Origin of the sequence: Photobacterium sp. BZF1 (genome assembly GCF_014349205.1) — a bacterium.
Lineage (GTDB): Bacteria > Pseudomonadota > Gammaproteobacteria > Enterobacterales > Vibrionaceae > Photobacterium.
Window position 1 is genome coordinate 1 of the sequence record NZ_JACSOF010000176.1, and the last position, 12,964, is coordinate 12,964.

The following is a 12,964-nucleotide window of genomic DNA, read 5'->3' on the forward strand; positions in this document are numbered from 1 at the left end:
ATCAAGTCATGCATTACATGATAATTAAATTTACTAAGAGGATAAATTTATTATCTTATTATATCTTGTAAGTAATTCCTTGACAGCTTGATATGTAATGCCAGACTTATTCCTTGATGTCGTTTTATATCATTTATGCAAAGATTACATGGTGTATCTTAATTTTATATTTTTAGTCAAATTAATTACAACTTTGATAGTGACAATTTTTCGTGCATGATAAGCCTGAAATAGAGGGAGTATAAGATGAGGAAGCACTATATTACAATTATTTATATAATATGGCCTACACCACATTCCACTTACGCTGCATCTCTCTTAGAACATACAAAACTTCAAAGAGATGGACTGACTGAAATTCACTTAATTTATAAATTACTATCTGAAGGATATGAGGATGCCAGAATTTATGAATCGGTTGAGTGTACTTGGTTTAGTTGTTAAAAATAATAGGATGCCACAGTCTATTTGGTTTAGGTAGATATAATTTTGCTATATTGGTGGCCATATTTTTTGTATTTATCAATGTGCATGACATAAATTAGTTTGAGTGGAGTGAAATTTTAGTGACTAAGATTTAATCTGTTTGAAAGTGTATTGCAATTGACGTTATATTTTTTAACTTAACAAGTTAAGGCTAGAAAAGTTAAGTATTTCTTATGAAATCCATGCTCTTATATTGATAATGTAGGAAGATTGAGCGAATGAATAAAACAAAAATGTACTTACTTAGTCTCTTTCTATTGTCCATTTCTCAATACCTAAACGCTCAAAGCGTTCCTGTACTATCCCACATAGTTAAAATGGAAACTTATACACCTTCATTTACTTTTACAGCTAAATTCGAATCACAGGAACATGCGTTACTTACTCCCCAAGTTTCAGGTTATCTTATCAAACAAGTGCACCCCGATGGTGCTTTTGTTGAGCAAGGTGACGTACTGTTTAAAATTGATCCAGCTCCTTATCAGCAAATGGTTAATATCGCAGAAGCGAGGTTAGCACAAGCAAGAGCTGCACAAAATCAAGCTGAATTAACCTACAGTCGTTTTGATGAGTTATTGAAGTCGGGCGGTATAAGCCGTGCTTCCTATGATGATGCTTCGGCAGAGTTAGCATTAGCAAAAGCAGAAGTTGCAGTAGCAAAAGCCAGTTTAGAAAATGCTTATGAAGACTTAAGCTACACAGAGATACGTGCCCCCTATTCAGGCCAAATAGGAAAAAGTCAGTATTCTATTGGTGATATGGTTGCACCGTCAATGGGTTATATTATTGATATCACTGAACAAGAAACGCTTAATGCTCTTTTTTCGATGAATTATAAGCAATTTGTTGATCTTGGTATGAATAGTGAAGCAAAACCACAAATATCTCTAGAGCATAATGGTCAATTAGGTCACCTTACATTCATTGATAACAAAATAAACCAATCTAGTGGTACCATTCATCTTTCTGCAGTATTTGACAATAGTGAATACGCATACAAGCCCAACCAAATCACTCGCATAAAAGTCACTCAAGCCGAAGCAATTAACGGGGCTTGGCTACCCCAAACGGCAGTAATTCAAGATCTCCTTACCCGGTACATATATATTGTTGACAGCCAACAGCGGGCAGAAAGGCGAAATGTCACCATTCATACTCAGGACAATAATATGGTTTTCGTCACATCTGGTATAGATGATGGTGAACAAGTCATTATTGATGGTCTCATTCGCGTAAGACCACAGCGCTCTGTTCAAGTACAATAAAGGGAGATAAAATATGTTGAGTCGTTTTTTTATCAATCGTCCCAAATTTGCCTTTGTCATCTCTATTGTCATTATGCTGCTGGGCGCCATTTCGATTAAATTAATGCCTATTTCTGAGTATCCGGATATCACACCACCACAAATTAATGTGTATGTTAGCTATCCGGGGGCGAGTGCGGAAACCATTGAACAAGCGGTTGCCTCTCCGATTGAACAAGAGGTCAATGGAGTCGATAATATGCTGTATATGGACTCCCGTTCGGCTAATGATGGAAGTTACCGTTTAAAAATTACGTTTGCAATTGGTACCGATCCAGATCAGGCTCAAATTAATGTACAAAACCGTATTTCAGCTGTTACTCCTATATTACCTCCAGTCGTTAACCAGTTTGGGGTGAGGGTGAAAAAAGCCTCACCTGATATATTGTTCGCTGTTGCATTATATTCTCCCAATAAAACTCACGACGAATCATATTTAAATAACTGGATGGAGATAAATCTACTCGATCAAATCTCTCGTGTTCATGGTGTCGGAGACGTTGATTTACTTGGAACGGGTTTTGGTATGCGTATCTGGCTAGATGTGGATCAAATGGCTGCGTTGCAAGTCAGTACTCAGGATGTAGCAGCAGCCCTGCAAGATCAAAACGTTCAGGTTGCGATTGGCACACTTGGCTCAGGTCCATTCCCGGATGACGTTAGCATACAGGTACCACTTTTAAGTCAAGGCCGTTTGGAAAGTCCTGAAGAATTTGAAAAAATTATCGTACATACTGCTGATAACGGCTCACACATTTATCTACGCGATATCGCCGAAATTGAAATTGGTAACAACCGTTACCAAACCACAACGAGACTCAATGGACAGGACGCGGCGTTAATGACAGTAACGCTTTCTCCAGGCGCTAATGCACTAGAAACAGGTAATGCGATAAGAAAGTTACTCGATAACATGGATTACCCAGACGATGTCGAGTATGCCTTGCCCTATGATGTCACTTTGTTCATTGATGCCTCTATCACTGATATTGCAAAAACACTTGTGGTTGCCGCTATTTTAGTGGTTATTATTACCTATGTATTTTTAGGTAGTCTCCGTGCAACTATCATTCCGCTCGCAGCCATACCCGTATCGTTGATAGGTACTTTTTTCTTTATTAATGCTATTGGATTTACTATAAACACAATCACCCTGTTTGCTCTTATTCTTGCAATTGGCATCGTCGTTGATAATGCTATCTTGGTTATTGAAAATGTAGAGCGTATATATCGTGAAAATCCGCACTATAATGCTTCTCAAGCCACTCATCATGCCATGCGAGAAGTGAATGGCCCTATTGTGGCATCAACATTGGTCATGCTCGCGGTATTTTTACCAGTCAGCTTTTTACCAGGTATTACCGGGCAAATGTTTTCACAGTTCGGTCTGACTATATGTATATCAATAGTACTCTCTGCAGTAAATGCATTAACTTTCTCGCCTGCTTTATGTTCACTAATTATTAAGCCTGTGACTCGGCAACCTAAATGGTTTTTTTATTTCAATAATAGCTTTCAGAAAGTCACTCGGTTGTATGGGTATCTCGTTGCTATCGTTGTTCGTCGAGTAAGCATGCTGCTCATTTTTTCCGTCGCAATTATTTTCGCAATGATATCCCTCAATCGTTCGCTACCCACAGCCTTCATAGAGACTGAAGACAAAGGGAGTATGCTGGCAATGAGTCAGCTTCCTGATTCAGCTTCGCGTCCTCGAACCGAACAATATGTGGCGGAAGTTGAGCAGATTATTCTGAACGACCCTGCAGTTGAAGCCGTAGGTGGTGCCACTGGGTTTGGTGTTCTATCCTTTGCGCTGCAACCCAACAATGCGACTTTTTTCATTGCGCTTAAACCGTGGGAAGAGCGACGGGCGCTTCCGGGTGATAACAGTATTAGTGCCGTTCAAGCTCGTTTAACTCGCGAAATCAACCAGAATGCATCTGGTGTGACACAGCTTATTGCACCGCCGGCGATCCCAGGGGTTGGGGCAGGCGATAATCTTGAGTTTATGCTTCAGGATACCCGTGGTCGAAGAAAAAGTGAGCTTGCTCAAACAACGATGAAACTCATAGAGGCAGCGAACGATAGACCGGAAATCACAGGCAGCTTCACTTTATTTCGTGCTGATGTTCCACACTTTTTCATTGATGTTGACAGGGAAAAGGCGCGCCAATACGGCGTATCGGTTACGGAAATAAATAGTACACTCAATAGTTTCTTGGCGTCGCTTAGGGTAAACGACTTTTCTCTATGGGGGCGTACCTATTATGTATATATGCAGGCCAAGCCGGGTCAAAGGCGTGAATTAGATGATATCGGGCGTATTCACGTTCGTACTTCATCCGGTGGCATGTTGCCATTGAGTGATATCGTCACAATAGAACCGCTATTGGAGTCTGATATTACCAACCGCTACAACATGTTTTCTGCCACCCGAATTTACTTGGGTGTCGCTCCGGGCTCCTCTTCAGGCGAAGTTATTGCTGCTATGGAAGAGATTGCAAATGAAATGCTTCCCGAAGGATACAAATACGAATGGAGTTCGATGGCTCTTCAAGAAAAAATGTCTGGTAATACGATTATCTATGCGTTCATTTTTGCCATTGTGTTTATCTTTTTGTTTCTGGTTGCCCAGTATGAGTCGTGGGCCTTGCCTGCGGTTATTATTATCACCGCGCCCACTGCGGCAATCGGTACCTTAGCCGGTTTGACTTTGATTGGCATGCCACTGACCCTTTACGGGCAAATAGGGCTGGTATTGTTGATTGCGCTAGCAGCGAAGAATGCCATCTTGATTGTCGAATTTGCTCGTATCAAACGAGAGGAAGAAGGAGAGACTATCGAGGCAGCGGCTATTTTAGGAGGCACCTTACGCTTTAGGGCTATCAACATGACATCCTGGTCATTCTTGCTCGGCATACTACCTATGGCCTTCGCAGCAGGTGCTGGAGCCGTAGCACAAAACAATATGGGGGTTGCGCTGGTCAGCGGTATTTTCTCTGTCATGACATTAGGCGCAATTTTAACACCTGGATTTTTTGCTCTGTTCCAGAGAATAAGAGAGCGTTTCAACCCGCGCAAAGAGCGTGCTGTGTTAGTTGATTGCACATGGAGCGACTGATGGTGTGGTTCAAAACACATCGTTTGTTTATGACTGAGATTTAGGAGTTAAAATGAAAAGAGCATTAGGCTTATTGCTATGTGTATTAAGCATCAACGTATATTCCCAATCCTTTTTAGAGCAACTGCCCTTCCAATTTGAAATAGGCAAAACTTCAGAAAAGGAAATACAAAGCTATGCGCACTGCGTGTTGAATGTTGATAAAGGCGATGGTATCCATCGGGACTTTGACCGATATGAGTTTCGCCGAGGAACCCTTCCACAAGATTATCGTTGCTCGACTGGACACTATAGTCTTAAGGAGACCTATGGTGACCAAAAAGAGCACTACAATGTTAACTTTTTCACATCTAATAGCGGTAAGCTCATTAAAATAGAGGGTTATCAACTTCCCCGGTATTGGACGCAGCATGGACTTAGGGAGGGTAAAATCAACTATTTTGACCTGCTTTCTTTGATCCTGGATAACGGCGGTGAGATCGATAAAGTCGATTTTAGAGTCTGGACCGGAACCTCAGAGGGGCCTGACAAATACGGTTGGGCATCTATACGAGATCAAGACGATATTCAAAGAGGTTACTCAAACACTTTGGTTGACGATTATGAGGGAGCTAGTGGATATCACATCCATGCTTTTATTGGTAACTATCACTATAAATTTAACGCTTGGTTGCCTGCTAACTGGGCTAGTCAGTCATTTGACAACTTACCAAACTTAGCTATTCAAAGTTTGTCATACGAAATCACACTCGCTTTTTAAGGCATCTACTTATGAGTCCCTCGGGACAATAATCTGTTTCAGATAGACTGGATACTTTATTAAATGAAGCAGAGAAAGAGTTTCTGGGTGAAATCATGGGTGAGGCAATGCTATCAAGTTAAAGGTTGAACTCCGCTGCACCGAGCAGGATATCGAGGGTAAAGACAAATTGTTACCCTCTTGAGTCAGCACATTGTCGACAAGCATCTGCTGCTCACTTCTGTGCGTATAATATTTAGTAGTCACATAATTGCTCATGGCGTACTGATTTAAATGTTCTGGATAATCATATTACTCTTAATCGCGATATGCGTCTTCCTGCCGAGCCTGTGGGTCAAGCATGTGATGGAAAAGTACAGGCAGCCGGCTGATCGCTACCGCAAGCAGGGAAGCGGAGGTGAACTTGCTCGTCACCTGCTGGACAGCTTCGGCTTGGGTAACGTCGAGGTAGAAGAGACCTCTGCCGGTGATCACTATGATCCGGTCGCTAAGGCTGTGCGTCTGACGCCAGACAATTTCTCAGGTTATTCGCTGACGGCAGTGACTGTGGCCGCCCATGAAGTGGGGCATGCCATTCAGGATTCACGTGGAGAGTCCTTGTTTCTGGCACGGCAGAAACTCATAAAGACTGCCATGATCGGCGAGCGTATTGCCGGAATGATGCTAGTTGCTGCGCCGCTTGTCCTAATGCTAACCCGCCTGCCGCAAGCGGGAGCGATAACTATAATGATTGGTATAGTTTCAATGGCACTAAGTACCCTGGTGCACCTGTTGACTCTACCGGTTGAGTTCGATGCCAGTTATGGCAAGGCTCTGCCGATCCTGCAGAAAGGCGGCTACCTGCACGAAGGTGATCTGGATCATGCGGAGAAAATTCTCAAGGCGGCTGCGCTGACCTACGTCGCAGCCTCGCTGACCAGTTTGTTAAACTTGGGGCGATGGATCGCGGTGCTCCGTCGGTAATGGTTGCTTGGTGCCAGAGGTTTAGTGAGTGCCATGTCATTGAGCATGCGTGGTATAAACTCGGCACAACTTTTTGTGCCGACATTGAGCTCAAACGTTACTTTTCCATACCCCCTATTATCCGTCATCTTCTGAATTACTAAAAATATCTAACACGAAAATGCCCCTCTAGGAGTTTGATGCGGGTATTATCTAATAGCAAACCCTATTGTATGACACACTTTTTCTAATATTTGGCTCTTAAAGTTCGTAGCCTTAGTTACTCAGCCAAGACAAATAGGAAATTTTCTTGATGCGTAAATCAGATAAGAAGGTCTCTAATTTAATTAGAGAAGTATTGACCGAAGTTTGTGAAGATACGCTAAAAGGCTACGATGGTTTTCTTTGGGTGACTCATACGGTTAACTTCTCGTCCTTTCCACAGAGCTTAAAAATTGTCTGTGTATTCGAAACGAATCAAGATATAACAAACATTCTAACGGGAGAAGGCCAGCGGTTTATTTCTACAACCATCCAAAAGGCATTTAATAAGGTTGGGGTGCAACTAAAGAACGTAAGTAAGCAAATTAGTTACGAAACACATTAAAAGTGCAGGTGCGGAAGGGAAATAAACTGTATGAAGAAGCAAAAGAGCCCCTGCATCGGCCTCTGTGACTTTTCAAGCTCTAAAGGATGGTGCTTCGGTTGCGGCAGAACTCGGGAAGAGAGCCAAAAGTGGAAAAACATGCAGCCTTACGCCTCAATGGTACTTCGTAAGGAACTCAAGAAAAGATTGTCACAGATGAATACTGAGCAGACATAATTGACGTACCATTGACATGCTTTGTCCAGAACCTTCACTGTTGATGCCCTTCATTGCTAAGGATACGGTTCGCCAACTAACCGCAGCATTGCTTTTCTTCTTGAAGCAGGGAGCAGACTCCATTCAATTCGCTCCCAGTTTATAAACGAAACCCTTGCGGATAAACGGCTACGGATGCCAAATCGCCGATTTAAAATGACTGAATAATATTCAGTCCATTCGCGTAATAAAGGTTTGCTCATCATCCACAAAAGCCACAAATCCGCCGTGATAGATAAACACCCGTCCACGCCCCTCAACTAGGCAGGCAAGTTGTGGGTTCAAATCTTCTTCGTTTTCCTGGCTTTGAAAAGTGCCGGTATCGGTGATGACGCCTCTGAGTCTAGGCAAATATCCATAAGTGCGCTTGGCTTGATCAATCAGGCTCAATTCGCTTGCGCTAGAGAAGCAAGAGGGGATCGCACCGGCATCTTCGATAAATATAGTTTTCAGTTCTTCAAAAGCTGTAATCACCAGCCAGTCGATGCCGTTTACATGATGGATAAACATAGAGTTTCTCGATAATTCTGATACGGCGATTTTATCACTACCCATGGAAAACATAGTAGAGATTTAGTTGCCAAGTTTTGTCCAGAAGCGTTTTTCATGCCTGTGTTAGGCAATAGTGACTGCGTTTCTTTACAAAACAACACCATCAATACTCATTGCGCATACAATCAATAAATACCTCCATCGCAGGTGTCACACACTTACCTGCATGGTAACCACAGCGTGGTTTGATCATCTGTGGCTCATCGGTAAACTTAAGCTCTTGTAAGCAGCCCTCTTGCAGCTCTTTTTCGACAGTAAAGCGAGGCAAATAAGAAATGCCAATATTGCCTTCAACGCAGTTTTTGATGGTGTTGATGCTGCTTAGTTCAATCATGTTATCGATGGTGATGTTGCGCTCTTGAATGGTGCTTTCAAAAGTCTGTCGAAATAGGCATTTAGGGCCGTTACTGATGAAACCCAAGTCAAAGTGTTGATCCCTTTTCTGTAAATCCATCCCTTTTAACTGTGGCGAAGCTACAAGTACTAAAGGCTCTTCTTTGAATTCATGAACCTTAAGCGCATCATCATTACCCACTCGATAAAACACCCCCAAATCGGCTTTATCAGCGATCAGTTCATCTCGAATCTGATAGCAGTTTTGCGACTGCAAAGAGAGTCTTACTTTTGGCGCTCTTATCCTGAACTCTTTCAATACATTGGCCATTTTATAGGCGAGTTGTGTCTCAGCAACGAGAACCTTCAATTCCCCTGTAGGCTCTGAGCTCTCTTGTTGAGCAGTACCTTCAATGTTTTCCATAACTCGTGTGAGCTCGTAAACATAAGGAAGAATCCTCTCTCCAGCCTGGGTCAGCACCATTTTTCGGCCAATCTTCTCGAACAATTGTAATGAGAGATCCTGCTCTAACTGTTTGATCTGAAATGTCACTGTTGATTGTGTACAGTACAGTTTTTGAGACGCTTTAAGAAACGAACCTTCCTCAACAATGGTTTTGAATGTAAGGAACCGCTTTAGATTCATGACCAAATTCCCAGCCTGTTAGTTCGAAAAAATTAAACTCTAGCTTCTAATATATTCAATTTTTTAATTAATGCTAGCGAAGTATAGTGCACAAAAACAGGAGAGATACCCATGAGTGCCATCTATACCGCATTTTTCACCTACGTTCTTATTACTTCGATCACGCCGGGGCCGAATAACATTTTGGCGCTCAGTGTTGCTACTCAGTATGGGTTACAGCGTTCAACCAAAGTCATTTCCGGGATGTTCTGCGGCTACATTGTGTTAATGGTGTTATGTGGCGTATTTACTTATCACATGGTGAGTCTTTTACCTGTGATAACCCCTTGGCTGACTTGGGTTGGCGCAGCCTACATCGTTTGGTTAGCTTGGGGCATAGCGACGAGTGATATTAAAACCGCCTCAGAAGATTCGGAGAGTATCACTGCCCTAAAAGGCTTTGGATTGCAGTTCGTGAACGTGAAAATCATTCTGTATGGCGTGACTTCCATCTCGACATTCGTATTGCCTTACACGCAGAACATTTACTGGATCTTAGCAACAAGCCTGCTGCTTGCCTTTATCGCATTAGTAAGCAACCTAGTATGGGCTGTCGCGGGTAAGCTACTTCAATCGCAATTCCAAAAATATGGCAAAGCCATCAACATGACACTAGCTGCGACATTGCTTTACTGTGCAACACAGCTGTTTGCCTGAATTGATTGTCGGCAAACACTCGGAGCAAGAGAGAAAAAAGGGCCTGAAATACCCATACTTCAGGCCCCTGATGGATTGTTGAGTGACTAGCTCATCAACACAATAACTTCACTAACTGTCAAACCGACAAATGAACCTATCATTGAGCCAATCAGTGCCATGATTACCGCAACAGGTACCAGGTTTTTATCATAAGCGGCGGCGACAACGGCGGCAGAAGGAGCGCTGCCGATATTGGCAATAGACGCCAACCCAATTAGGTGTAGGTTCATCTTCATCATCCGGCCGATGATCAGCATCAAAATACCGTGTACAGCCAGGATCATAAAGCCGGACATGATGTACATCGGCGCTTGGCCAATAGCGCTCAGGTTAACTTCAGCCCCGATCAGAGCTACAACGACGTATAGCATAACCCCGGAAACTTCGTTGGCTCCGGCCATTTTTCCGAGCGCGGTCGGTGCGGCAAGGATACCCAACAATGAGGAAATAATTATTGCCCAAATCATTGGGTTCAAAAGCCCCATAGAGGCAATTGCTTGGCCGAGGTGGCGGCTAATAGAAGAGATAACCAAAGCAACACCGAGCATGAGCAGGATAGCCTGCAGGTCGGGCTTTTCTTTCTTCTCTAGTGAGCCGAGCTTCGATAGGATTTCATCCAGCCCGTTGTCATTTGCCTTTAAGACCCCGTTGAAGCGCTCCTTCATCGGCTTTAGTGCCACTATCATGATCAACCAGACGGTATAGCATAGTGCTCCCATTAGCAGGGTGTAGGCCATGGCTGAGTCAGTGACTGATAGCGCCTCTTTAACCGCCACGAAGTTCTGGGTACCACCGGTCCAGCCGGCTGACATGACACCGAAAGTAAGTGGGGTCTCATCACTCAGGAAGCCACCCATTAAGCCATGCACCACAATAAAGCCAGCCATGATACTGGCGGTTGAGGCGAGGAAAAGAATAATTAAACGAGCCCCGAGTTTGCGAATCACGCTAAGGTTAAAGCTGAGTGACATGAGAAATAGCATGGCCGGAATGGCATTGTCTCGCACGGTTGCCCGAGCTGTTTTCACCTCGGGAGTCATCTCCCACATGCCAAAGGTGTAAAGGGCCATTGAGCCGAACATAACAAGGACAATACTGGGGAACCATTTGAACAACTGGCTGGGGTATCTCTGCTCTAACCAGACGAGCAAACCGCATAAGCCGAACATTACGGCAATAAAATCGAATCCTTCTGTGATCATGATCTTCCTTTGATATAGAGTGTTGAATTAATTGACGATAATTGGTATTTGTAAGACAAAATTTAATTTATTTATATCACTGTTAATTCAATAGGGAAATATACAAATGAAGATTGAAACTCGTTGGGTACACGGAAAGTGTTTTGTTAGCACCGTGGAGCAGGGCCATGCGGTAATTACCGATGCCCCAACCCAATTTGGTGGCACCGATAGCGCGCAGACACCGATGGAGTTGATGTTGAGTGCGGCGGCGAGTTGTGCATCGATTGACGTAACCAGCATTATGGCCAAACAGCGTCAGCCGCTTGATAGTTGCCGTGTTGTTGTTAGTGCCGAGCAAGCGCCGACTCCACCGAAGGTGTTTACCAAACTGCACTTTGAATTTGAAATATCGGGCAGTGGTTTAACGGATAAAGCGATAGAGAAAGCCATCGAGATGACGTTTGAAACGCATTGTTCAGTGTCTATCATGATCGCCCGATCTGGTGCTGAATTGAGTTGGGAATACAAGGTGCTATAGGGAAGGTGCGGTTGTAGATACAATCACCCCTCAACGACAGCAAAAGCAATAGTTGAAGCTGCAACCATTGCTTTTAAATTTCTCTTAACTACCTAGCGTTATGCAATGGCAGTGATGGAGTCATATTGCTTGGTGAGGATATCAATGTGGCGCAGTTCTTCATGGATCAGCTCATCAATGCGACCTTTGCCAAAAGCTTCTGAAACGAACTTCTTCATGCCAGAGTAAAACACTATGGTGTCCTTTTCGATCATAATGGCATTGAGAAGAATCTCTTTCATATTGGTAAAATCAACATTTCTCTTGACGATGTTTTGCATTCTGGCAAATGATCGACAGTAGTCTTCAGCTTCGTTGTTAGGGTCGAATGTTAGTTCGGTCTTTTCTTGAACAGAGAGTTTCTCTCGCATTTCTGAAAATAGGTTTTGATGTTCAACTTCAAAGCTGGCCAGTTTTTTCAAAAATGCTTTATCTTCTTCTTTCGGCGTTTCTTCTGCAGCTTTCAGATAAAATTTATAAGCCTCGATTTCTATTTGTTCTGCCATGATGAAGATTTCATTGGCATTAAATTCTTGGTTCATAGTTTGGCCTCTTTACATGGTTTTTATATAGCATTGCTCATTTATATAAAATAATACGCTGCTTTGTTTAGAATAAACAAGGAGGCTAAAGCTATTTTTAGTGATCATTATTTCAAAGTTATTGTCCATAAATATAGCTGATAAGCCAATAAATTTGCCGTTTTTAACAAGATGCAAACCAAATTTATTTCTGATGATTACATTTTTATTTGTTCGCACTGTTTGACCCTATGAATTGTAAATATACCAAGTTCATGGTTTGTTATTTGTTAAAATATAAAGCGAAGAGATATTTTATGATTTTCCTTTTAATAAAATAATATCTGTTGCTTTGATATGAGAGAGTAATGAATTTATCTAAGTGATAAAAAAAAAGATAATATGTGCGCATTTTATCGAAAGCCTGCCTCTCTAGTGTTTTCTTGCTCGAAATGAAGGGATGGTTCGATGTCCCACACTTTGGGTTCTTCCTTCAGCACCTTTCTAAGTATATGGTTAGCATGGTTGCATAAACAATAGTTGCAATTGCAACTATTGTTTTGTAGAGTTAGTCATAACACACATAGTGACTCAGGAAGCCAAGATGAATACCCAAGCGCAAATGACAAAACCTGCAAACCGACAGACACTGGCATGGGTTCACCGCCTTGCTGGTGGTTTGGCCTTCTTGCTGATTGTGACTTTTTTCACCAGTAGTGTGGTCGTTGATTTAATTGGCGACAGTGTCCAAATAGCGGCAGTGAAACAAGCCATCCTTTATGGGGTGGGGTTACTTATTCCTGCGATGATGGTAACGGGGATCTCCGCTGCGAAACTATATCTTGGCAACGTGAAAGGGGTATTGGCGACCAAGCAGCTAAGAATGAAGCTAGCGGCTGCTAACGGAACTCTAATTTTGCTGCCTGCTGCGGTTGTGC

The 12,964-nt window shown here is 42.7% G+C and carries 13 protein-coding genes; 9 read left to right on the top strand and 4 right to left on the bottom strand.

All coding sequences use genetic code 11. The features are described 5' to 3' along the window. Positions 1-704: 704 nt before the first annotated feature. The 6 genes from BIZ37_RS26415 to BIZ37_RS26440 all read left to right on the top strand — a co-directional run bounded on the left by BIZ37_RS26415 (position 705) and on the right by BIZ37_RS26440 (position 7,436). Positions 705-1,751 (top strand): efflux RND transporter periplasmic adaptor subunit, encoded by a 1,047-nt coding sequence (locus BIZ37_RS26415; protein ID WP_187464062.1) that lies wholly within the window; start codon positions 705-707, stop codon positions 1,749-1,751. Between the two features lie 13 nt (positions 1,752-1,764). Beyond that, positions 1,765-4,911 carry an efflux RND transporter permease subunit gene (locus tag BIZ37_RS26420; protein ID WP_187464063.1) on the top strand — a complete coding sequence of 1,049 codons (3,147 nt, stop codon included), beginning with the start codon at positions 1,765-1,767 and terminating at the stop codon, positions 4,909-4,911. A 52-nt stretch (positions 4,912-4,963) separates the two neighbouring features. Beyond that, the gene (locus BIZ37_RS26425; RefSeq protein WP_187464064.1) at positions 4,964-5,671 is read left to right on the top strand and encodes a hypothetical protein; all 708 of its coding nucleotides are present in this window, start codon (positions 4,964-4,966) and stop codon (positions 5,669-5,671) included. Positions 5,672-5,944: 273 nt separating this feature from the next. Further along, complete coding sequence (locus BIZ37_RS26430) at positions 5,945-6,634, top strand: zinc metallopeptidase (RefSeq protein WP_187464065.1); 690 nt, start codon at positions 5,945-5,947, stop codon at positions 6,632-6,634. A 292-nt stretch (positions 6,635-6,926) separates the two neighbouring features. After that, positions 6,927-7,220, top strand: a complete 294-nt coding sequence (locus BIZ37_RS26435; protein WP_187464066.1) for a Fis family transcriptional regulator — start codon at positions 6,927-6,929, stop codon at positions 7,218-7,220. A gap of 30 nt (positions 7,221-7,250) precedes the next feature. Beyond that, positions 7,251-7,436, top strand: coding sequence for a DUF1289 domain-containing protein (locus tag BIZ37_RS26440; RefSeq protein WP_187464067.1), 186 nt, complete (start codon positions 7,251-7,253; stop codon positions 7,434-7,436). Between the two features lie 210 nt (positions 7,437-7,646). Here the strand turns inward: BIZ37_RS26440 and BIZ37_RS26445 are convergent, their stop codons facing one another. Then, positions 7,647-7,985, bottom strand: a complete 339-nt coding sequence (locus tag BIZ37_RS26445) for a cytosolic protein (RefSeq protein ID WP_187464068.1) — start codon at positions 7,983-7,985, stop codon at positions 7,647-7,649. Positions 7,986-8,130: 145 nt separating this feature from the next. After that, positions 8,131-9,006: a LysR family transcriptional regulator gene (locus tag BIZ37_RS26450; RefSeq protein WP_187464069.1), complete on the bottom strand. Its 876-nt coding sequence runs from the start codon at positions 9,004-9,006 to the stop codon at positions 8,131-8,133. A gap of 111 nt (positions 9,007-9,117) precedes the next feature. Between BIZ37_RS26450 and eamB the strand changes: the two genes are divergently transcribed. Beyond that, positions 9,118-9,702 carry a cysteine/O-acetylserine transporter gene (gene eamB, locus BIZ37_RS26455; RefSeq protein WP_187464070.1) on the top strand — a complete coding sequence of 195 codons (585 nt, stop codon included), beginning with the start codon at positions 9,118-9,120 and terminating at the stop codon, positions 9,700-9,702. 86 nt (positions 9,703-9,788) lie between these two features. Here the strand turns inward: eamB and BIZ37_RS26460 are convergent, their stop codons facing one another. After that, a complete protein-coding gene (locus BIZ37_RS26460; protein ID WP_187464071.1) occupies positions 9,789-10,946 on the bottom strand; it encodes a DUF819 domain-containing protein in 1,158 nt (385 codons plus the stop codon). A gap of 106 nt (positions 10,947-11,052) precedes the next feature. On the opposite strand from BIZ37_RS26460, the gene BIZ37_RS26465 reads away from it, so the two are divergent. Continuing rightward, positions 11,053-11,466, top strand: coding sequence for an OsmC family protein (locus BIZ37_RS26465; RefSeq protein ID WP_187464072.1), 414 nt, complete (start codon positions 11,053-11,055; stop codon positions 11,464-11,466). 98 nt (positions 11,467-11,564) lie between these two features. Here the strand turns inward: BIZ37_RS26465 and BIZ37_RS26470 are convergent, their stop codons facing one another. Next, entirely contained in the window at positions 11,565-12,047 is a 483-nt protein-coding gene (locus BIZ37_RS26470; RefSeq protein ID WP_187464073.1) for a ferritin family protein, read from the bottom strand. A gap of 583 nt (positions 12,048-12,630) precedes the next feature. Here BIZ37_RS26470 and BIZ37_RS26475 point away from each other — a divergent pair. Next, the coding region (locus BIZ37_RS26475; RefSeq protein WP_187464074.1) for a hypothetical protein at positions 12,631-12,964 on the top strand (334 nt) is incomplete at its 3' end.

What these genes read in the sequence shown, in the direction of transcription:
- BIZ37_RS26415 (WP_187464062.1), top strand. Translation starts at nt 705, where the DNA reads ATGAATAAAACAAAAATGTACTTACTTAGTCTCTTTCTATTGTCCATT.
- BIZ37_RS26420 (WP_187464063.1), top strand. Translation starts at nt 1,765, where the DNA reads ATGTTGAGTCGTTTTTTTATCAATCGTCCCAAATTTGCCTTTGTCATC.
- BIZ37_RS26425 (WP_187464064.1), top strand. Translation starts at nt 4,964, where the DNA reads ATGAAAAGAGCATTAGGCTTATTGCTATGTGTATTAAGCATCAACGTA.
- BIZ37_RS26430 (WP_187464065.1), top strand. Translation starts at nt 5,945, where the DNA reads ATGTTCTGGATAATCATATTACTCTTAATCGCGATATGCGTCTTCCTG.
- BIZ37_RS26435 (WP_187464066.1), top strand. Translation starts at nt 6,927, where the DNA reads ATGCGTAAATCAGATAAGAAGGTCTCTAATTTAATTAGAGAAGTATTG.
- BIZ37_RS26440 (WP_187464067.1), top strand. Translation starts at nt 7,251, where the DNA reads ATGAAGAAGCAAAAGAGCCCCTGCATCGGCCTCTGTGACTTTTCAAGC.
- BIZ37_RS26445 (WP_187464068.1), bottom strand. Translation starts at nt 7,985, where the DNA reads ATGTTTATCCATCATGTAAACGGCATCGACTGGCTGGTGATTACAGCT.
- BIZ37_RS26450 (WP_187464069.1), bottom strand. Translation starts at nt 9,006, where the DNA reads ATGAATCTAAAGCGGTTCCTTACATTCAAAACCATTGTTGAGGAAGGT.
- eamB (WP_187464070.1), top strand. Translation starts at nt 9,118, where the DNA reads ATGAGTGCCATCTATACCGCATTTTTCACCTACGTTCTTATTACTTCG.
- BIZ37_RS26460 (WP_187464071.1), bottom strand. Translation starts at nt 10,946, where the DNA reads ATGATCACAGAAGGATTCGATTTTATTGCCGTAATGTTCGGCTTATGC.
- BIZ37_RS26465 (WP_187464072.1), top strand. Translation starts at nt 11,053, where the DNA reads ATGAAGATTGAAACTCGTTGGGTACACGGAAAGTGTTTTGTTAGCACC.
- BIZ37_RS26470 (WP_187464073.1), bottom strand. Translation starts at nt 12,047, where the DNA reads ATGAACCAAGAATTTAATGCCAATGAAATCTTCATCATGGCAGAACAA.